Origin of the sequence: Psychroflexus tropicus DSM 15496 (assembly GCF_000378765.1) — a bacterium.
Lineage (GTDB): Bacteria > Bacteroidota > Bacteroidia > Flavobacteriales > Flavobacteriaceae > Psychroflexus > Psychroflexus tropicus.
On sequence record NZ_KB905342.1, the window covers coordinates 318,195 to 340,432 of the forward strand.

At 38.5% G+C, this 22,238-nt stretch carries 22 protein-coding genes and 1 tRNA gene; 15 read left to right on the forward strand and 8 right to left on the reverse strand.

All coding sequences use genetic code 11. The features are described from left to right. Positions 1–116: 116 nt before the first annotated feature. Both F598_RS0101325 and F598_RS0101330 read right to left on the reverse strand, forming a co-directional pair. Positions 117–1,790: a glutamine--tRNA ligase/YqeY domain fusion protein gene (locus tag F598_RS0101325; RefSeq protein WP_019037209.1), complete on the reverse strand. Its 1,674-nt coding sequence runs from the start codon at positions 1,788–1,790 to the stop codon at positions 117–119. Positions 1,791–2,060: 270 nt separating this feature from the next. After that, positions 2,061–2,777: a sulfite exporter TauE/SafE family protein gene (locus tag F598_RS0101330; protein ID WP_019037210.1), complete on the reverse strand. Its 717-nt coding sequence runs from the start codon at positions 2,775–2,777 to the stop codon at positions 2,061–2,063. A gap of 118 nt (positions 2,778–2,895) precedes the next feature. Between F598_RS0101330 and F598_RS0101335 the strand changes: the two genes are divergently transcribed. Next, the gene (locus F598_RS0101335; RefSeq protein ID WP_019037211.1) at positions 2,896–3,321 is read left to right on the forward strand and encodes an Lrp/AsnC family transcriptional regulator; all 426 of its coding nucleotides are present in this window, start codon (positions 2,896–2,898) and stop codon (positions 3,319–3,321) included. Between the two features lie 61 nt (positions 3,322–3,382). Here the strand turns inward: F598_RS0101335 and F598_RS0101340 are convergent, their stop codons facing one another. Beyond that, entirely contained in the window at positions 3,383–4,135 is a 753-nt protein-coding gene (locus tag F598_RS0101340) for a DeoR/GlpR family DNA-binding transcription regulator (RefSeq protein WP_019037212.1), read from the reverse strand. Between the two features lie 178 nt (positions 4,136–4,313). Here F598_RS0101340 and F598_RS0101345 point away from each other — a divergent pair, with 178 nt between their 5' ends. From F598_RS0101345 to F598_RS0101360, 4 genes are read left to right on the forward strand one after another with little or no spacing between them, the layout of a single operon-like run. Next, positions 4,314–5,891, forward strand: a complete 1,578-nt coding sequence (locus F598_RS0101345) for a glycerol-3-phosphate dehydrogenase/oxidase (protein WP_019037213.1) — start codon at positions 4,314–4,316, stop codon at positions 5,889–5,891. Positions 5,892–5,948: 57 nt separating this feature from the next. Continuing rightward, the gene (gene glpK / locus F598_RS0101350; RefSeq protein WP_019037214.1) at positions 5,949–7,451 is read left to right on the forward strand and encodes a glycerol kinase GlpK; all 1,503 of its coding nucleotides are present in this window, start codon (positions 5,949–5,951) and stop codon (positions 7,449–7,451) included. Beyond that, positions 7,451–8,182, forward strand: coding sequence for an MIP/aquaporin family protein (locus F598_RS0101355; RefSeq protein WP_026302443.1), 732 nt, complete (start codon positions 7,451–7,453; stop codon positions 8,180–8,182). The genes glpK and F598_RS0101355 overlap by 1 nt, the downstream gene beginning before the upstream one ends. 10 nt (positions 8,183–8,192) lie before the next feature. Then, positions 8,193–8,984 (forward strand): hypothetical protein, encoded by a 792-nt coding sequence (locus F598_RS0101360; protein ID WP_019037216.1) that lies wholly within the window; start codon positions 8,193–8,195, stop codon positions 8,982–8,984. A 54-nt stretch (positions 8,985–9,038) separates the two neighbouring features. On the opposite strand, the gene F598_RS0101365 is transcribed toward F598_RS0101360, so the two are convergent. Next, positions 9,039–12,491, reverse strand: a complete 3,453-nt coding sequence (locus tag F598_RS0101365; protein ID WP_019037217.1) for a pyruvate carboxylase — start codon at positions 12,489–12,491, stop codon at positions 9,039–9,041. A gap of 118 nt (positions 12,492–12,609) precedes the next feature. On the opposite strand from F598_RS0101365, the gene F598_RS0101370 reads away from it, so the two are divergent. After that, positions 12,610–13,032 carry a TlpA family protein disulfide reductase gene (locus F598_RS0101370; protein WP_019037218.1) on the forward strand — a complete coding sequence of 141 codons (423 nt, stop codon included), beginning with the start codon at positions 12,610–12,612 and terminating at the stop codon, positions 13,030–13,032. Between the two features lie 4 nt (positions 13,033–13,036). Beyond that, a complete protein-coding gene (locus F598_RS0101375) occupies positions 13,037–13,507 on the forward strand; it encodes a hypothetical protein (protein WP_019037219.1) in 471 nt (156 codons plus the stop codon). 3 nt (positions 13,508–13,510) lie between these two features. Here the strand turns inward: F598_RS0101375 and F598_RS0101380 are convergent, their stop codons facing one another. Beyond that, on the reverse strand, positions 13,511–14,626 hold the full coding sequence (locus tag F598_RS0101380) for a DUF2914 domain-containing protein (protein WP_019037220.1): 1,116 nt from the start codon (positions 14,624–14,626) through the stop codon (positions 13,511–13,513). 261 nt (positions 14,627–14,887) lie between these two features. Between F598_RS0101380 and F598_RS0101385 the strand changes: the two genes are divergently transcribed. From F598_RS0101385 to F598_RS0101395, 3 genes are all read left to right on the forward strand, one after another. Beyond that, on the forward strand, positions 14,888–15,190 hold the full coding sequence (locus tag F598_RS0101385; protein ID WP_019037221.1) for a DUF3784 domain-containing protein: 303 nt from the start codon (positions 14,888–14,890) through the stop codon (positions 15,188–15,190). Between the two features lie 180 nt (positions 15,191–15,370). Further along, a complete protein-coding gene (locus tag F598_RS15205; protein ID WP_157594925.1) occupies positions 15,371–15,547 on the forward strand; it encodes a hypothetical protein in 177 nt (58 codons plus the stop codon). Between the two features lie 83 nt (positions 15,548–15,630). Continuing rightward, positions 15,631–16,110 carry a hypothetical protein gene (locus tag F598_RS0101395; protein WP_019037223.1) on the forward strand — a complete coding sequence of 160 codons (480 nt, stop codon included), beginning with the start codon at positions 15,631–15,633 and terminating at the stop codon, positions 16,108–16,110. Between the two features lie 51 nt (positions 16,111–16,161). On the opposite strand, the gene F598_RS0101400 is transcribed toward F598_RS0101395, so the two are convergent. After that, a tRNA-Ala gene (locus tag F598_RS0101400) sits at positions 16,162–16,235 on the reverse strand. Positions 16,236–16,363: 128 nt separating this feature from the next. On the opposite strand from F598_RS0101400, the gene F598_RS0101405 reads away from it, so the two are divergent. The 4 genes from F598_RS0101405 to F598_RS0101420 all read left to right on the forward strand — a co-directional run bounded on the left by F598_RS0101405 (position 16,364) and on the right by F598_RS0101420 (position 20,706). Continuing rightward, positions 16,364–16,948: a HupE/UreJ family protein gene (locus tag F598_RS0101405; RefSeq protein ID WP_019037224.1), complete on the forward strand. Its 585-nt coding sequence runs from the start codon at positions 16,364–16,366 to the stop codon at positions 16,946–16,948. A gap of 96 nt (positions 16,949–17,044) precedes the next feature. Beyond that, complete coding sequence (locus tag F598_RS0101410; RefSeq protein WP_019037225.1) at positions 17,045–17,476, forward strand: deoxycytidylate deaminase; 432 nt, start codon at positions 17,045–17,047, stop codon at positions 17,474–17,476. Then, complete coding sequence (locus F598_RS0101415; protein ID WP_019037226.1) at positions 17,473–19,104, forward strand: S41 family peptidase; 1,632 nt, start codon at positions 17,473–17,475, stop codon at positions 19,102–19,104. The genes F598_RS0101410 and F598_RS0101415 overlap by 4 nt, the downstream gene beginning before the upstream one ends. A 6-nt stretch (positions 19,105–19,110) precedes the next feature. After that, the gene (locus F598_RS0101420) at positions 19,111–20,706 is read left to right on the forward strand and encodes an ATP-dependent DNA ligase (RefSeq protein WP_019037227.1); all 1,596 of its coding nucleotides are present in this window, start codon (positions 19,111–19,113) and stop codon (positions 20,704–20,706) included. A gap of 68 nt (positions 20,707–20,774) precedes the next feature. Here F598_RS0101420 and F598_RS0101425 read toward each other — a convergent pair whose 3' ends face one another. Continuing rightward, a complete protein-coding gene (locus F598_RS0101425) occupies positions 20,775–21,047 on the reverse strand; it encodes a hypothetical protein (protein ID WP_019037228.1) in 273 nt (90 codons plus the stop codon). A gap of 4 nt (positions 21,048–21,051) precedes the next feature. Then, positions 21,052–21,588, reverse strand: a complete 537-nt coding sequence (locus tag F598_RS0101430; RefSeq protein WP_019037229.1) for a CIA30 family protein — start codon at positions 21,586–21,588, stop codon at positions 21,052–21,054. A 53-nt stretch (positions 21,589–21,641) separates the two neighbouring features. On the opposite strand from F598_RS0101430, the gene F598_RS0101435 reads away from it, so the two are divergent. After that, a complete protein-coding gene (locus tag F598_RS0101435; RefSeq protein ID WP_019037230.1) occupies positions 21,642–22,238 on the forward strand; it encodes a DNA-3-methyladenine glycosylase in 597 nt (198 codons plus the stop codon).

Genomic DNA, 22,238 nt, shown 5'->3' on the forward strand with positions numbered 1-22,238 from the left:
TAAAGATATTTCGACTACGCCTGCTTTTGCCGTCAGGCAGGCCTGCCCGACTAAGTCATTCAGGCGGGCTCAATATGACATTCTTCGGTTTATAATATTTTAAGTCAGCTTCTTGATTACTTCTTCTTCCAGTTATCCCTCAAGGTAACCGTCCTATTAAACACCAAGTGGTCTGATGTAGAATCTTTATCTACACAGAAATAGCCGATGCGCTGAAACTGAAATTTATCTTCAGCCATAGCAGATTTTAAACTTGGTTCTACGTATGCCGTACTTACTTTCAGGGATTCGGGATTCACAAACTCCAAGAAGTCTTTGTCCTTATCTGCAGTTGGGTCTTCTACCGTAAAGAGTCTATCGTAAAGTCTTACCTCAGCTTCCATAGCATGAGGAATCGACACCCAGTGCAAGGTTCCTTTCACCTTACGTTGTGAAGCTTCCGTTCCACTTCCACTTTTACTCTCAGGATCGTAAGTACAATGCACTTCCAGTATATTACCATCTTCATCTTTAACCACGTCTTCGGCTTTGATGATATAAGCATTCTTTAGCCTAACTTCCTTGCCCAATTTCAAACGGAAAAACTTTCGGTTGGCTTCCTCTCTAAAGTCTTCTTTTTCGATATACAGTTCTCTGGAAAATGGGACCTGGCGTTCGCCTGCCGTTTCATCTTCAGGGTTATTTTCGGCGGTGAGCCACTCTTCTTTTCCTTCTGAGTAATTGGTAATAACCACCTTCAGCGGATCCATCACGCCCATCACTCGAGGTGCTTTTTTGTTGAGATCATCTCTTACACAAAATTCCAGGTGAGCAACGTCTATCATATTTTCTCGCTTACCAATCCCAATGCTGTCGGCAAAGGTTCTAATCGATTCCGGAGTGAAGCCTCGTCGCCTCAATCCCGAAATCGTAGGCATTCTGGGATCATCCCAGGACTTGACGATGTTTTGCTCAACAAGATGAGCTAATTTTCGCTTACTTACCACCGTATGGCTCAAATTACGTCTGGCGAATTCACGTTGCTTAGGTACCAATTCTCCAGGCTGACTTACCCGTTCCACAAACCAGTTGTAAAGTTCGCGGTGAGGTAAAAACTCCAGAGTACAAAAGGAGTGCGAAATCGACTCAATAAAATCAGATTCACCATGAGCCCAGTCGTACAATGGATAAATCATCCAGTCGTTTCCAGTACGGTGGTGTGCTTTATGCAAACATCTATACATGATAGGATCTCTCATAATCATATTAGGCGAAGCCATATCGATTTTAGCTCGTAACACATGCGCCTTTTCACCAGTCTCACCGTTCTTCATGGCTTCAAAAAGCTCTAGGTTTTCTTCCACAGAACGATTCCTATACGGGCTTGCTGTACCCGGTTGGGTGGGCGTGCCTTTTTGAGCAGCAATCTCCTCAGAAGACTGGCTATCCACATAGGCGTCTCCAGATTTGATCAGTTCTACTGCCCAGTCGTAAAGCTGCTGAAAGTAGTCTGAAGCATAACATTCCTGAGCCCATTCAAACCCCAGCCACTTTACATCGCTTTTGATGGAGTCTACATAAACCGTTTCCTCTTTCAGCGGATTCGTATCATCAAATCTTAAGTTCACGGGAGCGTTATACTTAAGCCCCAAGCCAAAATTCAGACATATAGAGGAAGCGTGACCAATGTGCAAAAACCCATTTGGTTCTGGCGGAAAACGAAATTTTAGATCACTGACTTTATAGTTTTCTTTCAGATCTTCTTCTATAATTTGCTCGATAAAATTTAGCGATTTTTTCTCTTCAGACATAATTCAAAAGTTAAGCTGCAAATTTACTCAAATTCACTTGGCTTCATAGATAGGCTACGTAAGATTTCTTTTGATTTTGGGTTTCGTTAGCCTGAAGCTTTAGAACCCTCTAACTTCAACAAGCGAAACCACCTCAACCTTTTGCTGGAGAAGTCGATTCCACTGAAGGTTTTATGACAAAATTGATTTTTTTATAAAAAACACTGAAATATCCTGATTCAATAGACCTCACAGTCCCCAAAGCATTGGGGACTGTGAGGTCTATTAAACTTAAAAAATCAAAGCCAGGCCTGAAAGCGATAAAATGACCAGTAATATTTTTTTAAACTGAACTTCATTGATTTTAGGAAAACACTTGATGCCCAGAAACTGAGCTAGAAAAAATACAGGTAAGACCAGCAAGCTCATTTGGAGATGTTGCAAGTCCAGCACTCCGCTGATGCTTAAAGCAGGAACCCTAATGAGCGTGATCAGTGCTAATATCCCTATCATCGTCGCTCTAAAGGTTTTTGCTTCCGACACTGTGTTTTTGACACTAATCACATAAAGCGGACCTCCCGTAGAAAATACACCTGAAAAAAATCCACCCAGCACACCAAAGGCCCAGTTTGATTTTTTCCCAAGGGCTAGCTCCTTTTTTCCTAACCAGGCGTAAACCACATACATCAGTATAAAAACACCAAGGGCAGTTTGTAAAATACTGGGTTTTGAAAAGGAAAGCACAATTACACCCAGCACCACACCGATTACAGAAGCTAAAATAAGTCTGATTATAGTTGACTTATCTATATGCTTCCATTCTTTATACAGCAGATAAGAGCTGGAAAACAAATAAAATATGGATACATAAGCGATAGCATCCGGAAGCTTTACAGCAAACAAAAGAATAGGAATAGCGACCAAAGAGCCAGCAAAACCGACTAGAGACTGGATAAAAAATCCACAAAATATAGCAATAGCAAGAATAAGGAGAATGTGTAGATCCAAGACCAAAATTTTGATGCAAAAATAAATCTCATCTCAATGCTTACGAAAATGAAACATTGGTTAAATGAACAAAAAACCATTTAAAAAAAGTATTTTTAACATCTAAACAAAAATTTCAATGGTAGATGCCATAGATTTGAAGATAATCGATATCCTTGAAGTCAATGCAAGGCAATCCTATGCAGAAATTGGAAAGGAAATTCACCTTTCCCCTTCTTCGGTTAGAGAACGAGTAAAGAAAATGGAAGATTCTGGTGTTATTAAGGGCTATTCATTAAGGCTTGACCAGAGTAAGTTAGGCAACACCCTCGAAGCGTTTATTATGTTGAAGATTTTTAGCGGTAAACTGAAACCTGCTTTGCAAGAAATTGAACCCTACCCTGAAGTGAAAGAAGCCTTTAGGATCACTGGACAGCATAACCTTTATATCCGGATTGCTTTAAAAGATCAACTTCACATTCAGCAATTTATAGATAAGCTGGTAAATTTTGGCGAGCCTACCACTCATTTGATACTTTCCAGAATAGGAAAAGAAAACTTCTGATCTAAAGTCTTATCACATCGAAATGCAGAAGATGAAGCTTTAACAATAAAATTATTATCTTTTAAGCTAAAGTCAATTGAATTCCAGTTGCTCTTATTTCCTCAGCTAAAGTATTGCTAATACCAGAATCTGTAATAATATGGTGGATGTCAGAAAATTCGCAGATCTTTCCAAACCCCTTTCTATTGAATTTTGATGAATCTGCAAGAACAATAACTTTTTGTGCAGAATTAATCATCTCTTTATTCAGGATCGCTTCTTCCAGGCTGGTCGTTGTGCAGCCATGGTTTACATCTATGCCATCGACACCAAGAAAAAGAAGATTACACGATATATTTTGAAGTAAAGATTGAGAGTAATGTCCTGTTACCGAGGATGAGCTATGTCTTACACTTCCGCCCAGCTGTAAAATATGATAGTTTTGAGACTTGGTCAATTCCAAAGATACCATCAGAGAAGACGTAGTGATATTAAGCGGCTCTTCCAAGTTCAGAGCTTTCGCTAATGCGTGCATAGTTGTACCAGAGGCAATCATTATAGAATCGTTGGGTTGTATCAACTTCACAGCAGCCTTAGCGATGGCTCCCTTTTCGGTAACCTTTAGTTTTTCCTTTTCACTTACGTGTCTATCGTTGATGTAAGGATTTTGAGTAGTAGCCCCTCCATGGGTTCTAAAGAGCAAGCCTTTATCTTCCAGAAGTTTCAAATCCTTTCGTATTGTAACTGCAGAAACCTTAAAAAGATCGCATAAATGAGCAACGCTCACATAGCCTTCTTTATCTAATAATTCTAAAATAGCTTGATGCCGCTTCACTTTTATTTCATTTAGTTTCTACAAATATAAAGGATAATTGGTTAAGATCTTCGGCTCTGAATGCAGTTCTATCTTAGAAATAAGTAAATATTAATTTCGTTTTGTTATTTTTTTTATTTTTTACTTTCGTTTTAATTCTTTTTACTTACTTTTGAATATATATTCGAAATAAAACAAAATGAAATCCGAAAACATATTTGATAGATCAAATCTAATAGCAAAAGCTAGTAAGGTAGATAAATGGGATGTGATTGTGATTGGCGGAGGTTCTACGGGACTTGGTATTGCTTTAGACAGCGTCACCAGAGGCTATAAAACACTTCTTCTTGAGCAATTGGATTACGCTAAAGGCACATCTAGCAGGAGTACAAAATTGGTTCATGGTGGTGTAAGGTACTTGGCACAAGCAAATTTTTCTTTGGTGACTGAAGCGTTAAAAGAAAGAGGGCTGCTAGAAAAAAACGCCCCCCATCTTGTTAAAAATCAAACCTTTCTCATTCCTAATTACAAATGGTGGGAAGGCGCTTATTATACTCTTGGTCTTAAAGCCTATGATTTCCTTGCCGGAAAACTAAGCCTTGGCGCTTCCAAACACGTAAGTAAAGACGAAACCATTCGAAAGCTACCAACGATCAAAAAAGAGAGCTTGAAAGGTAGTGTAAGTTATCAGGATGGACAGTTTGATGATTCCAGGTTAGCTGTCAATATCGCGCAAACAGCTATTGAAAACGGTGCATCATTACTCAACTATTTTAAAGTAAAAAACCTAACTAAAGATGCAGATGATAACGTTTCTGGTGTGATTGCAATTGATAGAGAAACTCACAAAGAACATACTTTCAAAGGGAAAGCGGTTATAAATGCAACAGGTGTATTTGCAGATGATATCCTACAAATGGATAAACCTGGTGCCAACAAACGAATTCAGCCAAGTCAAGGGGTTCACCTTGTTTTTGACAAAAGCTTTTTACCTAGTGAAGATGCCATTATGATTCCAAAAACAGATGACGGGAGAGTCTTATTTGCAGTACCATGGCACGATAAGGTCATTGTTGGGACAACTGATGAAATGGTAGACAAACATACAGCAGAACCCAATGCAACCGAAAAAGAAGTTGAATTTATTTTAGAAACCTTCAATAGATTTATAGAAAAGAAAGCAACTCGAGAAGATATCAAAAGTATTTATGCAGGTTTAAGACCACTTGCTGCACCAGATGAGGCATCTGGAAAAACCAAAGAGATCTCTAGAGGCCATAAAATTTTAGTGTCGGATACAGGCTTAGTTTCCATTACTGGAGGGAAGTGGACGACCTATAGAAAAATGGCCGATGATACGTTGAATAAAGTCATCAGCTTGGGTAAAATTTCAAAGAAAGAATGTGTTACAGAGCACTTAGCTATTCATGGCGCTATCCAAACAGATGATAGAGAAAATCATTTGTATGTGTATGGCAGTGATCAACCCCATCTTCAGAAACTGATCCAAGAGGATGCTTATTTAGGTGAAAAAATTCATCCAGACTTAGACTACCTCAATGTGGAAGTACTTTGGGCAGCAAGGCATGAAATGGCTAGAACCGTAGAAGATGTATTGGCGAGAAGAGTAAGAGTTCTGTTTTTGGATGCTAAAAAATCTATCGAAGTGGCAACTAAGGTTGCTGAAATTATGGCCAAAGAGCTTAATAAAGATGAATCGTGGATCAACCAACAAGTCAAGGACTACAAAGCCTTAGCACAAGGCTATATTATATAGCATCTATTTCTATAGCATAGCACACCAATTTGAGTATTAATTTAAAATCCGTACAACATGGAGAAATACATTTTAGCTTTAGATCAAGGAACTACGAGTTGCCGAGCGATTGTCTTCAATAAGAAAGGAGAAATTCATTCGGTTGCTCAAAAAGAGTTTACTCAGTACTTTCCCAAACCAGGCTGGGTAGAACACGATCCTTCTGAAATATGGTCCAAACAAGCGGGTGTATCTGCCGAAGCCACAACCAAAAAAGGCTTAAACGGAAAAGATGTTGCTGCGATCGGAATTACCAATCAAAGGGAAACTATAGTTGTGTGGGATAAAAAAACAGGAGAGCCTGTCTATAATGCTATTGTATGGCAAGATAAGCGAACTTCAGAGTACTGTGACCAACTTAAGGCTGACGGAAAAGAAAAAATGATACAGGAAAAGACAGGCTTAATCATCGACGCCTATTTTTCTGGTACCAAAGTGAAATGGATTTTGGATCATGTGGATGGGGCGAGAGAAAAGGCTGAAAATGGAGACCTCATCCTAGGAACGATAGATTCTTGGATTATCTGGAATTTTACTAAAGGTGAACTCCATGTGACAGACGTGACCAACGCATCCAGAACTATGCTTTTCAATATTAACACAATGGAATGGGATGATGAACTACTCGAGTTGTTTGATATTCCAAAAAGTATGCTTCCAGAAGTCAAAGATTCAAGCGAGGTGTACGGCCATACTAAAACTACTGTATTTGCTACTAAAATCCCTATTGCAGGAATTGCAGGCGACCAAATGGCTGCGCTGTTTGGACAGATGTGCACCGAAAAAGGAATGGTGAAAAGCACATATGGGACAGGTTGCTTTATGCTGATGAATATTGGCGATAAGCCGATCATATCAAAGAATAAATTATTAACTACAGTGGCTTGGAGAATAAAGGGTAAAACAGAATATGCTTTAGAAGGAAGTATTTTTATAGGCGGGGCCGTTGTACAGTGGCTGAGAGATAGCTTAGGAATCATCAAAAGATCCAAAGATGTTGAAAATTTAGCTACTTCTGTAGAGTCATCCGATGGTGTTTACTTTTTACCAGCTTTTGCAGGGATCGGTGCTCCTTATTGGGATCAAGATGCTAAAGGAACTATGTTTGGCATTACACGCGGAACAACCGATGCTCACATTGCCAGAGCTTCACTGGAAGCTATTGCGTATCAAACCATGGACATTTTAAAAGCAATGGAAGCCGATTCCGAAATCGATGTAGAAGAATTGAGAGTAGATGGTGGGGCTACTGTCAACAATATGTTGATGCAGATTCAGTCTGATGTCCTGAACACCACAACCATACGTCCAAAAGTCACAGAAACGACAGCATTAGGAGCAGCCTATTTAGCGGGTCTTGCCGTAGGCTTTTGGAAAGATATGGAAGAAATCCAATCCATATGGAAAGAGGATATGAGATTCCAACCAACAGAAGATCAAGAGGAAATCCAAAAAGGAATCAAAGGCTGGTATAGAGCTGTTGATGCTTTACAATACTGGAGTAAATCCAAATCATTATGATGACTCCATTTGTAGCAGAACTATTAGGAACAGCTCTTCTTATTCTTTTAGGAGGAGGTGTTGTCGCCAGCAGTGTACTAAAGGACACCAAAAGTAGTGGCTCTGGCTGGATGGTCATTACCACAGGGTGGGCCATGGCTGTTTTTATAGGTGTTTTTGTATCAGCACCTTACAGCGGGGCACACATCAATCCAGCCGTAACTGTCGCTCTCGCTTTGGAAGGAAGCTTTCCCTGGGTAGATGTACCCAGTTATATTCTTGCTCAATTAATTGGAGCAATGATAGGGTCCGGAACAGTTTATATGCTTTTCAAAGATCATTTTAACGAAACAGATAATCCAGCTGGAAAACGTGCCATATTTTGCACAGATCCAGCTATACCAAACACGATGAGAAACCTCATGAGTGAGATCGTTGGCACATTTGTACTCATTATCGCAGTCTTCTACATCACTGGTGCTGAACTTCAAAGTGAAGAAGGAGTTCCGGTTGGACTTGGTGCTGTGGGAGCAATCCCTATTGCCTTTGTCGTCTGGAGCATTGGTATTTCTCTAGGTGGATTAACAGGTTATGCCATAAATCCTGCTCGAGATTTAGGTCCAAGACTTATGCACTTTTTACTTCCCATCAAAGGAAAAACAGATAGCAACTGGTCCTATAGCTGGATTCCTGTAGTTGGTCCGTTTATAGGAGCTACTCTTGCCACAGCGCTTCATTTAATGCTTTGCTAAAACCTATTTTATGAATTCAAATTTAAAATTACTTGCTTTGGTTTTATGTGCCTTGGTTTATGTGTCTACCAACGCACAAAGAGATTATCAACCCATTCCGGATTTACTTCCACAAGATAGCTTAGATACTAAAGAAAAATATCGCCCATTCGATTTCAATCTAACCCTAAAAAATATGCATCTATGGAGGGGTTACCGAGTCACCGACGAAGCTATGACCGCTGCAAACGTATATTACCAATCCAAAAACGGGAAGTTTGAAGCTGGACTTTGGGGAGGTGTTGGATTTGCAGGAAACTATACCGAATTTGATTATTATATGTCCTACAGCCATAAGAATTTGACGTTTGCCATATGGGATATCAATAATTATACTGACTTTCCTAACGCTGAAATATTCAATTATGATAGAGGGGAGACTTCACATTTTATTGATGTGTCTGTTACTTATGCTTTTGAAAAATTCCCTTTACAAACTTCATGGAGTACCATCGTCCAGGGAAGGGATACCTATGTGACTCCAAGTGGTAAGTTGAGAAATGCATTTACCAATTACGTTGAAGCTTCTTATGTAGTAGCTAGTGGTAGCGACTGGAACCTGAGTTTATATGTGGGTGCAGCATTTTCATTCGAAAGTGAGACCCATTTTTATGGAGATAGTCCAGGCTTTAATAATTACGGCGCCACTTATTCTAAAACTTTAAATGTATTTGACCAGTACACACTGCCCGTTTCTGCCACAGCTATGTGGAATAGCCTTCAGGAATACGGCGCTTTGCAAGTTGCTGTAAATCTTTTTTAAAAGTAAAAAAGCCCTTTCAAGTAAAAGGGCTTTTTAGGTCTATTTCTTTATACCTTACTTCAGTTTAACCACCAAATCGTCTGCATAAACCATAATTCCAGTTTTTAAAGCTACCTCACTTACTTCACCTTCAGCATTAGCGGTTACTGTAGTTTCCATTTTCATAGCCTCAATGATAAATAAAGGTTGATTCTTCTTCACCTTGTCTCCCTTTTTGACCAAAATTTGAGTCAGTGACCCTTGCAGTGGCGCACCCACCTGCTTGTCGTCAGACTTGTCTGCTTTGGTGTGAGACACCTTATCTACCTTAACGCTTTCATTTCTTACCTGAATGTTACGAGTTTGGCCATTCACTTTAAAGAATACAGTCGTCATTCCGGCATCATCAGTTCTGCCTACAGATACAAGTGTGATAAGTAAGGTTTTACCTTTGTCTAATTCAACCACGATTTCCTCTCCTGGCTCCATGCCATAGAAAAAGTTTTTGGTAGGAAGATTAAACACACTACCGTATTGGGTGTGATGATTAAAGGCGTCTGTAAAGACTTTTGGGTAGAGTTTGTAAGACAGGAAGTCTTCAAAGTCTAAAGTTCTATCCATGCCTTCAGAAAATAAACCCTGAAACTCTTTGAACTCCTTTTCAAAGTCAACTGGCGCTAAATGCGCATTAGGTCTGTCGGTGTAAGGCGTTTCACCTTTCAAAATAATCTTTTGGATTCTCTCTGGAAAACCACCAACCGGCTGACCTAAATCTCCTTTGAAGAAACTCACTACCGATTGGGGGAAGGATAAATTCTCACCGTTTTCTAAAACATCTTCGATCGTCAAATTATTACTCACTAAGTATTGAGCCATATCACCAACAACCTTAGAACTTGGGGTCACTTTAATGATGTCTCCAAAAAGCTCATTCACTTTAGCATACATATCTGTAATTTCATGGAATCGATCAGCCAAGCCTAAAGATTCGGCCTGTGGTTTTAGATTGGAATACTGGCCTCCAGGAATTTCGTGCGTATAAACTTCGCCATTCCCAGCTTTGAGTCCAGACTCAAATGGATAATAATAGGTTCTGACCTGCTCCCAATAGATCGAATATTCATTAAGCTTTTTGGTATTCAATTTATTTTCTCGGGGATGGTATTTTAGGATTTCCACCAACGAGTTAAAATTAGGCTGAGAGGTTAAGCCAGACAGACCTCCAAGCGCCACATCTACTACGTCTACTCCAGCTTCTATGGCATTGAGGTAAGTGGAAGCCTGCATCGAAGACGTATCGTGAGTGTGAAGGTGAATAGGAAGTTTCACCTCAGACTTCAGGGCAGTGACCAGTTCTTTTGCCGCATTGGGTTTTAGTAAACCAGCCATATCCTTTATAGCGATGATATGCGCCCCGGCATTCTCTAGGTCTTTAGCTAACTGTAAGTAATACTTTAAAGTGTATTTAGTTCGTTTAGGATCAAGAATATCACCTGTATAACACATAGAAGCTTCTGCCAGACCTCCGGTATTTTCCCTGACGTATTTGATACAAGGCTCAATGGATTTCATCCAGTTTTGAGAATCAAAAATCCTGAAAATATCAACTCCGTTTTCCCAGGACTCCGTAACGAATCGCTCGATTAAATTGTCTGGGTATGCGGTATAACCTACTCCATTAGAACCTCTCAAGAGCATTTGTAATAAAATGTTGGGCATGGCTTTTCTGAACATTCTAAGTCGCTCCCAAGGGTTTTCTTTCAGGAACCTCATGCACACATCAAAAGTGGCTCCACCCCACACTTCCATACTAAAAATTTCAGGATGATCTTTAGCGTAATTAGCTGCGACTTTCTCCATATCATAAGTTCGCATTCTGGTAGCCAGCAAACTTTGATGACCATCTCTCATGGTGGTGTCTGTAAAATGGATTTTCTTCTCTTTAGATAACCATTTTGAAAAGTCTTCAGGACCAAGCTCTGTTAACAAGTCCTTAGTTCCTTTTTCATAAGGGGTTTGAGCTGATACTTTAGGAATTTCAGGTTTCAAAAATGTTGGGTTGTCAACGGTATGTTTTACATCTGGATTTCCATTAACTGTAATATCCCCTAAGAAATTGACCATTTTGGTCGCCCTATTTCTAGGTTCCTTAATATCGAAAAGTTCGGGGGTGTTTTTGATATAATTCACCGTGACTTTACCTTCTCTAAAGGTAGAGTCTCTCAAAATGTTATCTAAGAATGCCATGTTTGTTTTGACACCTCTCACTCTGAATTCGGCTAAAGCCCGTCGCATTTTTTTGCAGGCATCGTCTAAAGTTCTGCTACTGGCAGAGACTTTAACCAGCATAGAGTCGAAAAAGGGTGAAATTTTTACCCCCTGGTAAACACTACCCGCGTCTAAACGGATCCCAAAACCAGATGCACTTCTGTAGGTGGTGATGGTTCCGTAATCGGGCTTAAAATCATTTTTAGGGTCTTCGGTTGTAATCCGGCATTGCACTGCAAATCCGTTGATGCTTGCGGAGGCCTGATCTGGTAAATTGATCTCCTCGTCGGAAAGTTTATAATTATCGGCAATGTATAATTGAGTCTTAATCAGGTCTACACCCGTAACTACTTCCGTAACAGTATGCTCTACCTGAACTCTAGGATTCACCTCGATAAAATAGATGCTGCCATCCTCATCGACCAAAAACTCGACGGTACCAATATTGTTATAGTTAACCGCTTTACAGATTTTAACTGCATAATCATAAAGCCTATTTTTTACTGCTTCATTTAAATCTTTTGATGGTGCAAATTCTATTACTTTTTGGTAACGACGTTGCACCGAACAGTCCCTTTCAAACAGATGAAGCGTATTGCCATGATTATCGGCGACAATTTGAATTTCGATATGCTTAGGATTCTCAATAAATTTTTCAAGAAACACCGTTTCATCTCCAAAGGCATTTTTAGCTTCTCTTCTGGATTCCCCGTAGGCATTTTCCAATTCGTCCATACTTCTCAGGACACGCATGCCTCGTCCTCCTCCTCCAGAGGCTGCTTTCAACATCAAAGGAAAACCAATACGCTCAGCTTCTTCAGTGGCTATTTCTAATGAAGTCAGCTCTTTTTTATTGCTTTCTATAATTGGAACTTCATTATCTATCGCTACTTTTTTGGCAGTAACCTTATCGCCCAGTGATTTTAAAACACTTACATCAGGACCTACAAAGACAATATTATTCTCTTTACAAGCCTGGGCAAATTTTGCATTTTCAGACAAAAATCCGTAGCCTGGGTGAATGGCATCCACACCGTTTTCTTTGGCGACTCTTATGATTTCATCAATGTCTAAATAAGGTTTTAGCGGCTCCTTATCGTCACCCACCTGGTAGGATTCATCGGCTTTATAGCGGTGCAACGAGTACCTGTCTTCGTAGGTATAAATCCCCACGGTCCTTATGCCAATTTCGGTACAGGCTCGAAAGATTCGAATGGCTATTTCTCCTCTATTGGCGACTAAGACTTTTTTGATGTTCATTCTGATTAGGTTTATTTTTGTGGTTTGAAACGGAAAACTCTAAAGTTATTAAATAATTTAATCATCCCTTTGGAATTGGTATTTTTTTAGAAGTTTGTGTTTTGATTTAATTTGATGAATGGATATAGAACTTTTGACCCTAAACAAGGAAACGATTAGTTTAAGCAGTTTGCTATCAACCGAACAGCCTAACCTTATCCTTTTTTATAATACTTTTTGTCTTGGTTGTACTGGTAGAGCGATTCCTTTTGCTTTTGAATTGACCAAGGATTTTCCTAAACTCAATCTCATCGTGATTCATACCAATTTTGGAAATCAGTCGTTTTCTAAATCGGAAATCCTCGATATTTTCAGGTCTAAAAGTTCTCCTTTTGAGATTTATATCGACCCCAATGCGGAAGCCTACAAGTATTTTGAATGTGAAGGCACACCACATTGGATCGTTCTTGATCTGAAATTGCAACAATTTAGAAGTATCTTTGGCTCCCAAACTCAAGCTCAACAAATGCTATTTTACGCCTTGGAAGCTTCAACAATTTAATATTATGAAGTATCTTATTTTATCTCTATCCCTTGCTTTTGCTTTATCCACGCAAGCTCAAAATCTCGCAGGAGCACAGGTTTCTTTCGATTCAGACCGAGATAATGCTGGTATTGGCTTCAAAGGTGTTTTTGCCTTGACTAATTCACTTTCTTTTTCTCCAGATATCAACTACTTTTTCAGAAGAAGTGATTTTGTAACAGTGAACACAGACTTACATCTGGATTTAGCAAAAGGTAATAACCTTAAATTTTATGGATTAGGAGGCTTACATTTTGGAACATTCAGAAATATTACCAATAGAAGTGGCTTTCTAGGGTTTAACAGAAATGCAGACGTCAACCTGGGAGTAAATTTAGGACTTGGTGCACAACTGTTTACAAAAGAGAATTTTAGACTCTTTACAGAGGGTAAGTACATCATTTCTGAACTAGACCGCTTTGTACTTTCAGTTGGGATGCTTTTTAGTTTATAAGACTTAAAAAGCTTTTTGTATTAATTGTCTATCTTCGGCAGTAGCAGCAGTTTTTATATCGAAGTGCAAAACTCCTATAACGAGTTCTTCTTCTGTGATGACTTCTACCTTCCATTGCCCTGGCCAGATATTTTCTTTGTAGGTGTAACCTCGAAATCCTAAATCCCGACCGCCTGTTACCTTGAAGCCTAAATCTTCTGTCACCTTCCAAGTATTGGTTTTTGGATCCAGCCACTGCCAGCGATGATACACCGATTTTGAGAGCTCTGTTGGTGCAAAGATTGAAGTAAACGCATAAACAGCTTCACCACTTCGACGATGAAAGTCGCTGCGATAGGTCCGCCAGAATACATACCAATCATCTTTCTCATAAGAAACCAAGTAATCCTCCCCTTGTTTTTCTACATGATGAGCAACTAACCCGGTCTGCATGGCGAGAGGCACTGGAGGTATTAGGCTAAAATAATAAAACAGGTTAATGGCAATGTAGATACTAAAGAGAATGCTAAACAGTTTTGTGAGATTTACCTCTGAGCGCGCTTTTGTACTGGATTTGAAAGTTACTAATATCAGAGATAACACGCTTAAAAGGCTAATGAGACCTGAAAGAATGAAAATAAAGGTATTCATTTGCTTTATCAGCATAGGAATCATAAACGCAAAAAAGGTAAAACTTATAAAAAAGTAAATACCAAACTGGAGGTATTTATTTGAAATTCTTTTCTTAAGGAGTTCATTAGCTAAAAGTAAAAGAAGCAGAAGGACAAAAAATGCCATTGTTTTTGAAAGAGAAACACTCCTGAAGAAGTAGATCACAAAAGCACTGGATAATCCTCCAAAAGAAAATTGTATGGCTAGTGGAAGGTATTTGGTAAAACGTCCTAAATATTGGCGTAACCACCTTAGATCTTCCTTGCTGTTATAAAGGTAAATCCAAAGGCTTAAAAAACTCATGTGCAAACAAAGCACCACGGTATCGTAGGTGCGATCGATACGGCCCAGAGTGAGTGAATCAAAAATAAAACCACCCATAAAAACAAAAATTGGGGCATGCTGCTGATTGGAAAGTAAAAATTTGACTATTGGACTTTTCTTGTACCTGCTAAAGACGCTTTTCATACTTTTAAATGATGCTTCAAATTTATTCTTTTTCTACAATTAGGTCTTGGCAGTGATCAACAGTTATTTCTTTTGACTGTAAAAGGTGACTTTTTAGGCTTCAACGTTATTTTTAAGAATTTTTTCAGATATTTATTTAATGTAAGAGGCATACGAACTATGCTTGAGGGTTTACTAAATATTCAAACAACCTATTCATTGTTATAGTCACTTATTTAGAATTTAATGATCAATATTTAGCTTATGATTTTAGTCCCGATAATGTTCATTTTGATTGGCGTATTCATTAAATACGGCGAAATGTATACGCTTATGGCAGGCTACAACACCATGAGTAAGGAAGAACAAAAGCAGTTTGATGTAGAAGCTCTTGCAAAGTTGATGAAGAACGTCATGTTTGGGATGGCGCTTGTGGTTATAGCTGGTCTTCTACTGTCCAATTGGACGGAAAATTCTGATTATGAATTTTACGCTTTAGGTTTGGCATTATTGGTAGGCATTCCTTACCTGCTTGTTCAAGGAAATTCTGATCGGTATAAAAAAGATAAGAATAATGGTCAATAACCGCTCTCAAATGAAAAACCCCATCCTCAAAAAGATTATCAGGTTAGCTAAATATCTAGCAATTTTTTAATGTTCCTAGATATGATAGCACTTGCTATTCCAAAACTGTTGCAAATGCAATTCAGATTAAACCATTACCTTGACTTTGTTCCCTTAGCAGAATTGCCTTAACCCGAGCTTATGATGTCTTTTTTTGGAAGGTCCTATGCCTACAATATTTTTATAGGGCTTACAGAACTGGCAGTAGGTGTTTTGGTAGTATTTAAAAGAACGAGATTAATTGCCTTACTAATATCTTTAGGAGTGTGCTTAAATATTTTTATTATCAACTTTGAATTTGATTTGCCGATGAGTTAAAAAAACACATAACCATCACCTTATTTCTCACTATAATATTACTTTTTGAATATCGCACTGATGTATACAAATTCTTCATAGAAATGGGAGGTAAAGTTAATGGTGAAGTTATCAAAGCGAAAAGTGGCATTTGGAAAAAACTTCGTATCGTTTACGTGATTCTTTTTCCGATAGCTTACTTCATATTTTCATACGTGGTCATATCTATGTATGACTATAACCTCATTAGAAGCTACGAGGTTAAAAATACAAAGATTGAAAATAAAAGTATTTCATTTAGTAAAGGAACACTAGGCTCAACTCCAATGCTTTTTTTTGAAAGAAATGATAGAGTTAAGTTATCAGTTAACGATAGCTTACATCACGGGACCTATAAGATTAAAGGAGAACACCTTCTTATGAGTTTTTGGTCGACAACCAATCATCCCATCGAATTTATTGATGCTCAAATCAAAGACTACAGGTTCATCACTGGAACCCTAAACGATAGCATTACTATCCAAATGGAAATTGAGAGACTCCCTGTAGAAAAAGACTATTTAAACGGGATGTACATCGATTAAATTTACATCTTAAAATTAAAAAACCACTTCTTTCGAAGTGGTTTTACTAAGTGGAGAATATCGGATTCGAACCGATGGCCTCCACGCTGCCAGCGTGGCGCTCTAGCCAACTGAGCTAATCCCCCTTGTTTGACAAAAATAAACAAAATTTAGACCTGTAGATATCATAGGACTATTATTTTTACGTTTACATCCTGATCTAAAAAGGAAAACTATAAAAAGAAATAGAAACTAAAATTTTTAAAGACACATTATGGAAGACTTTTGGCTATATCTCAAATTGGGTTTCGATCATGTTTTAGACTGGAATGCCTATGACCATGTCCTTTTTCTGACCGCTTTGGTGGCTTCCTACACCTTTAAACAAAGCAAAAATGTAATATGGCTCGTCACTCTTTTTACGGTTGGACATGTGTTATCCTTAGCCCTGTCTGCCTATGATATTTTGAGAATTGACACCTCCATCATCGAATTTTTGATACCGGTAAGTATCATTTTTACTGCGTTGTACAACGTCTTTACGGCAGGAAAATCGAAAGGCAGCGGTAAAATCAACCTCTTATATTTTGTCACTTTCTTTTTTGGACTAGTCCACGGCTTTGGTTTTTCAACTTACTTTAATATGCTAGCCAAAAGTGCAGATAATATTTTTTTGATGTTAGCTGAATTTGCTTTAGGGATTGAGCTTGCTCAAATTCTCGTAGTTTTTGCAGTCCTGCTCTTAAGTTTTTTAGTTCAAAATCTTTTTAGGTTTTCAAAACGGGACTGGGTCTTAGTCATCTCTTCAATTGTTTTAGGAATGACCATCCCGATCCTTTCAGAAAATTGGATCTTTTAGAACTTAATTCTCTAAATCTTAGAGTTTAAGTAAATTTAAGGGGTGTGTTAACGCTTGTCAAAGCGCATTAGTTTTATATTCGAATATATTTTAAAAATGACAAAAGAGAAGCAACTTAAGTTTGATAAAGCTTATTTGCGTATGGCTAGAGAATGGGGTAAATTATCACATTGTCAACGTAAGCAGGTAGGCGCCATTATTGTTAAGGACAGAATGATTATTTCTGATGGTTTTAATGGGACGCCTAGTGGATTTGATAATTCTTGTGAAGATAATGAAGGCTTGACCAAATGGTACGTTTTACACGCAGAAGCCAATGCTATCTTGAAGGTAGCCGCCTCCACCCAATCTTCCAAAAATTCAACTTTGTACATCACTTTATCGCCTTGTAAAGAATGTAGTAAATTGATTCATCAGGCTGGTATTACAAGAGTAGTTTACCAGTTCCTATACAAAGACAATTCAGGTTTAGATTTTTTAAAAAAAGCCGGCGTTGATTTAAAACATATTGAGGATTTAGAAGAATGAATAGAAGAACTAAAATACTTTTACCTCTCCTACTCGCTGTGGTTTTTGCAGTTGGGATTATGCTTGGGGATCTTCTCAATTTCCAACAAGACTCTCTGGTAGGTTCAACTTCATCGAAGCGGCAGAAACTTAACAGGCTTATCAATTTCATTGATAAGGAATATGTCGACGAGGTGAATACAGATAGTATTGTTGATATTACTGTTTCTTCAATTTTGGAAAACCTGGATCCTCATTCAGCCTATATTTCCAGTCAGGAATATGATTATGTACAAGATAATATGCGCGGCGACTTTGTTGGTATTGGTATAAGTTTTTATACTATTAAAGATACAATTGCCGTCATTAGAACTTTAGAAAAAGGACCAGGAGAAGAGGCCGGGCTGGAAGCAGGGGATCGCATTTTATATGCAGATGCTATTCCTCTATTTGGAACTGGCATGAACAACGACTCCATCACAAGCATCTTAAAAGGGCCTGTAAATTCCAAAGTCAACTTAAAGGTTAAGCGCTATGGAAAAGAAGAATTACTGGATTTTGAAATCAGCAGAGGTGTTGTTCCCCTGGCTAGTGTAGACTCAGGCTACATGGTAAATGATACTTTAGGCTACATTAAAATTAACAGATTCGCAGAATCAACTTACTCAGAATTCAAAACCAAGTTGCAGCAGTTTGCTACACCAGAAATGAAAAGTGTTATCCTGGATCTCAGATCAAATGGCGGAGGTTTTCTCAAGCAAGCCACACTTATTTTGGATGAATTTATCGCCGATGGTAAATTGCTTTTGTTCACCAAAAATAAGAATGGTGATATCAAAGAAACCTTTGCAACCGGTCGTGGTCAGTACGAAGATCAAAACCTCTTTGTCTTTATTGATGAAAAATCTGCTTCTGCCAGCGAAATTGTAGCTGGAGCTATACAAGATAATGATAGAGGAACCATTATTGGTCGTCGCTCATTCGGTAAAGGACTAGTACAACGAGAAATGAATCTTGGCGACGGAAGTGCAGTAAGACTAACGGTAGCTCGATATTATACTCCTACGGGTCGTTCCATACAACGTCCCTACGAAAATGGGAATAACGATGCTTACTATTCAAGATATATGGAGAGGTATACTAATGGTGAACTACAAAGCAGAGACAGTATTATAGTAGATGATTCACTAAAGTACGAAACACCAGAAGGAAAGGTCGTTTATGGTGGTGGAGGTATTATACCAGATATTTTTGTTCCCAGAGAATCTTCTCAGGCTATACAAGACATCAAATTTATGTACAATGGTGGGATTATGGATAGATTCATCTTCGACTTACTAGATGAAGATCGTGATTTTTATAATTCACTTTCTCAAACAGATTTTTTGGAAAGAACGTTGATTACAGAACAAACTTTAGATAAGTATACGCGATATCTAAGCGACTTCAATATGAATTATAATTTTGGAAGCACAAGTCATATTTTAGAGAAGTATCTCAAAGCCACCATGGCTAAGCAGTTGTTTGGTACAGACCTAGCCGAAAAAATTGCTAATGAACAAGATACTTATATCCGCAAACTCCTCAACTCAAACCCTCTCAAAATAACAGCCCTTAATCTTAAAAATGAAAACTTGAAAATTAAGTAATTAGGCATGAAAGATTTTGCTCAGTTGGTGAAGACTATAGACAGTACCAATAAAACCAACCGTAAGGTAGAGGCTTTGAGTGACTATTTTTTAAAAGCCACAGATTCTGACAAAGTATGGACCATCGCTATACTATCTCACAGACGTCCTCCACGGCCGGTCAATAGTACCCTAATAAGGCATTATGCTTCAGAACTGGCAGACATACCACTCTGGCTTTTTGAGGAGTCTTATCACATCGTCGGGGATCTTGCAGAAACCATTGCTTTAGTAGTTCCTGAAAAAGTAAAATCTACAGAAAAGAGCTTAACTCAATATCTACAGGAAATTCTAAAACTCAAACCAAAATCAGAAGAAGAGAAAAAAGACTACCTCATTGAGAACTGGGGTCAGTTGAACTATTATGAACGCTTTGTTTTCACTAAGTTGATTACAGGCGGATTCAGGATTGGTGTCAGTCAAAAATTAATGACTCGAGCCTTGTCTAAAGCCACCAATATCGATGAAGACATCCTCGCTTTTAAGCTCATGGGAAACTGGGATCCTAGTAAAATTTCATATACCGAGTTAATTTTAGAAGAAAACGAAGCCGATTATTTGTCTAAGCCCTATCCTTTTTATTTAGCCTATGCTATCGAAGACGAGGCTTCAGAACTTGGCAATCCAGACGACTGGATTGCAGAACACAAGTGGGACGGGATTCGTTCTCAATTGATTGTAAGGAAGGGCCAGCTTTTTGTCTGGAGCCGGGGCGAGGAGCTGGTTACTGATAAGTATCCAGAATTTGAAGCGTTTACTGATGTCCTCCCAGATGGAACCGTTTTGGATGGAGAAATTTTACCATATCCAGGAGAGAGTATCGGGGATTTTAAAGATCTGCAAACAAGAATTGGTCGTAAAAATGTTACCAAAGCCCTCTTAAATAAATTACCTGTTATCCTGAAAGCTTACGATATTTTAGAGCATAAAGGAGAAGACATCCGCTCAACTCCTTTTGAAGAACGCCGAGAACTACTGGATGACTTATTCGAGCAATATGCTTCGAAAATTAAACCCTTTCACCTTTCTGAAACCATGCGGTTTTCATCCTGGGAAGAGATGGCCAAAGAACGGGAAAAAGCCAGAGACATTAAATCTGAGGGACTGATGATCAAAAAAGCGGATTCTAGCTATGGTGTTGGACGTAAAAAAGGCGACTGGTGGAAATGGAAGTCAGATCCCTTCAGCATTGATGCGGTGCTCACTTACGCCATGAGAGGTCACGGTCGACGTAGTAACTTATTTACAGATTACACTTTTGCTTTATGGAATGAGGATAAAAGTGAACTGGTCACTTTTGCAAAAGCCTATTCTGGATTGACCGATAAAGAGTTTAAGAAGGTGGATGCCTGGATCAAGAAAAACACTATAGAACGCTTTGGACCCGTAAGAAGCGTTGAGCATGAGCACGTTTTTGAAATCGCTTTTGAAGGCATTGCTGAATCCAAACGACATAAAAGCGGAGTAGCAACCCGCTTTCCAAGAATCTTACGCTGGAGACAGGATAAAAAGATAGAAGATGCTAATACTTTGGAGGACTTGAAAGCCTTGATTCCTGAGTAAACCAGTTGACCTGTGGTCTAGTCAACCGGTTTACTGGTCAGCCAGTCAAACAGTCCACGAGTACGATTCTAATTATCCTTAAGCTTTTTTCGATAAATAAAATCATTCAGAAACCAGGAAAACGCACCATAAATTCCACCGCCTACTACAATAGAAATGGCTAGTTGCACAAAGAAGTCAGTGTTGCTTAGTTGTCCCCACTTATCCCAGTAATTTAAAAGTAAGTTGACGGCAAAGATGATGATCCCAAAACCCACTCCATGTTTTACCATGTATATAATTTTTCCCTGGCTTCTTACGCGTTCCCAGTTTTCTACAAATTTTCTATCGGATTCTTTCATAAAGCTAGTTGGATAAATAAATCTTATCGATTTCAATTTCGAATTTTTCTTTTCTTTTATTTCCTATCAAAACCGCTATTTCTTCGATGGTGTCGGCTTCAAAATTGGGTAAATTTAAACTTCTTCCTCTAAATCTCGGATAAAAGTCAGAAAGTTTTAAGCGAACCTTTTGCCATTCAGATGTTACTTCAAATTCCTGTATGTAAGAATAAGCATCATCCCTATTTTTCTTGAATCTGAATTGATAAGTAGAGGGTTTACCTTTAACAATTAGATTGACATATATATAATTTTGAACATTATCTTGCTCTAAACGATGCCTTACCGATGCAAAGCCACCGTTATTTTCTAAAGAGATGCTCCCGTAAAAGACCGCATGTCCATCTTTGTTGAGGTGAATTTCACTTTGTGAAAGACCACCCATAACTCCATCATTAACGATAATCCAATCGTTTAAATTTTGATCAGACTTAAAGTTGTAAAGGCTGACTTCCTGAGCTGTTCCTGAGATCATAATCAAAAAGAAGATTAAAATTTTCATAGTTACTTCAACATTAAATATAAATTTAATTATTTTGAAATGAAATTCAGTGTATGTCACAAATCCTTCCCAAAGCTTTTTTTGAACATGAAGACGTAGTTTCACTTGCTAAGCAGTTGATAGGTAAACAACTGAATACCCAAATTGACGGTGTTTTTACCTCGGGTATAATCACAGAGACTGAAGCCTATGCTGGCCAAGGAGATAAAGCCTGCCATGCACATTTAGGAAAGTTTACGAAACGTACCAAGGTGATGTATGAACCAGGAGGTGTAGCCTACGTCTATCTTTGCTATGGAATTCATCATCTTTTCAATATTGTTACTAATACTGAAGGTCATGCCGATGCCATTTTAATTAGAGCCATAGAGCCCACAAATGGCATACAAGATATGATGAAACGCAGGCAGAAAAAAAAGCAGGATAAAACCTTAACCGCTGGTCCAGGTAATATGACTCAGGCCATGGGAATCACCAAAAAACATAATGAGCAAAGCATCGCTGGAGATGAGATATGGATAGAAGATCGTGGTTTGGTTATTGATTCAATAGTGGAAACCACCAGAGTCGGTATAGATTATGCTGAAGAAGATGCCGAACTCCTCTGGAGGTTTTACGACAAAAATTCAAAATATATCTCTGTTAAATAA

Excerpts from the sequence above, each read along its gene's own strand:
- F598_RS0101325 (WP_019037209.1), bottom strand. The coding sequence starts at position 1,790 with ATGTCTGAAGAGAAAAAATCGCTAAATTTTATCGAGCAAATTATAGAA.
- F598_RS0101335 (WP_019037211.1), top strand. The coding sequence starts at position 2,896 with ATGGTAGATGCCATAGATTTGAAGATAATCGATATCCTTGAAGTCAAT.
- F598_RS0101345 (WP_019037213.1), top strand. The coding sequence starts at position 4,314 with ATGAAATCCGAAAACATATTTGATAGATCAAATCTAATAGCAAAAGCT.
- glpK (WP_019037214.1), top strand. The coding sequence starts at position 5,949 with ATGGAGAAATACATTTTAGCTTTAGATCAAGGAACTACGAGTTGCCGA.
- F598_RS0101355 (WP_026302443.1), top strand. The coding sequence starts at position 7,451 with ATGACTCCATTTGTAGCAGAACTATTAGGAACAGCTCTTCTTATTCTT.
- F598_RS0101360 (WP_019037216.1), top strand. The coding sequence starts at position 8,193 with ATGAATTCAAATTTAAAATTACTTGCTTTGGTTTTATGTGCCTTGGTT.
- F598_RS0101365 (WP_019037217.1), bottom strand. The coding sequence starts at position 12,491 with ATGAACATCAAAAAAGTCTTAGTCGCCAATAGAGGAGAAATAGCCATT.
- F598_RS0101370 (WP_019037218.1), top strand. The coding sequence starts at position 12,610 with ATGGATATAGAACTTTTGACCCTAAACAAGGAAACGATTAGTTTAAGC.
- F598_RS0101375 (WP_019037219.1), top strand. The coding sequence starts at position 13,037 with ATGAAGTATCTTATTTTATCTCTATCCCTTGCTTTTGCTTTATCCACG.
- F598_RS0101380 (WP_019037220.1), bottom strand. The coding sequence starts at position 14,626 with ATGAAAAGCGTCTTTAGCAGGTACAAGAAAAGTCCAATAGTCAAATTT.
- F598_RS0101385 (WP_019037221.1), top strand. The coding sequence starts at position 14,888 with ATGTTCATTTTGATTGGCGTATTCATTAAATACGGCGAAATGTATACG.
- F598_RS15205 (WP_157594925.1), top strand. The coding sequence starts at position 15,371 with ATGATGTCTTTTTTTGGAAGGTCCTATGCCTACAATATTTTTATAGGG.
- F598_RS0101395 (WP_019037223.1), top strand. The coding sequence starts at position 15,631 with ATGGGAGGTAAAGTTAATGGTGAAGTTATCAAAGCGAAAAGTGGCATT.
- F598_RS0101405 (WP_019037224.1), top strand. The coding sequence starts at position 16,364 with ATGGAAGACTTTTGGCTATATCTCAAATTGGGTTTCGATCATGTTTTA.
- F598_RS0101410 (WP_019037225.1), top strand. The coding sequence starts at position 17,045 with ATGACAAAAGAGAAGCAACTTAAGTTTGATAAAGCTTATTTGCGTATG.
- F598_RS0101415 (WP_019037226.1), top strand. The coding sequence starts at position 17,473 with ATGAATAGAAGAACTAAAATACTTTTACCTCTCCTACTCGCTGTGGTT.
- F598_RS0101420 (WP_019037227.1), top strand. The coding sequence starts at position 19,111 with ATGAAAGATTTTGCTCAGTTGGTGAAGACTATAGACAGTACCAATAAA.
- F598_RS0101425 (WP_019037228.1), bottom strand. The coding sequence starts at position 21,047 with ATGAAAGAATCCGATAGAAAATTTGTAGAAAACTGGGAACGCGTAAGA.
- F598_RS0101430 (WP_019037229.1), bottom strand. The coding sequence starts at position 21,588 with ATGAAAATTTTAATCTTCTTTTTGATTATGATCTCAGGAACAGCTCAG.
- F598_RS0101435 (WP_019037230.1), top strand. The coding sequence starts at position 21,642 with ATGTCACAAATCCTTCCCAAAGCTTTTTTTGAACATGAAGACGTAGTT.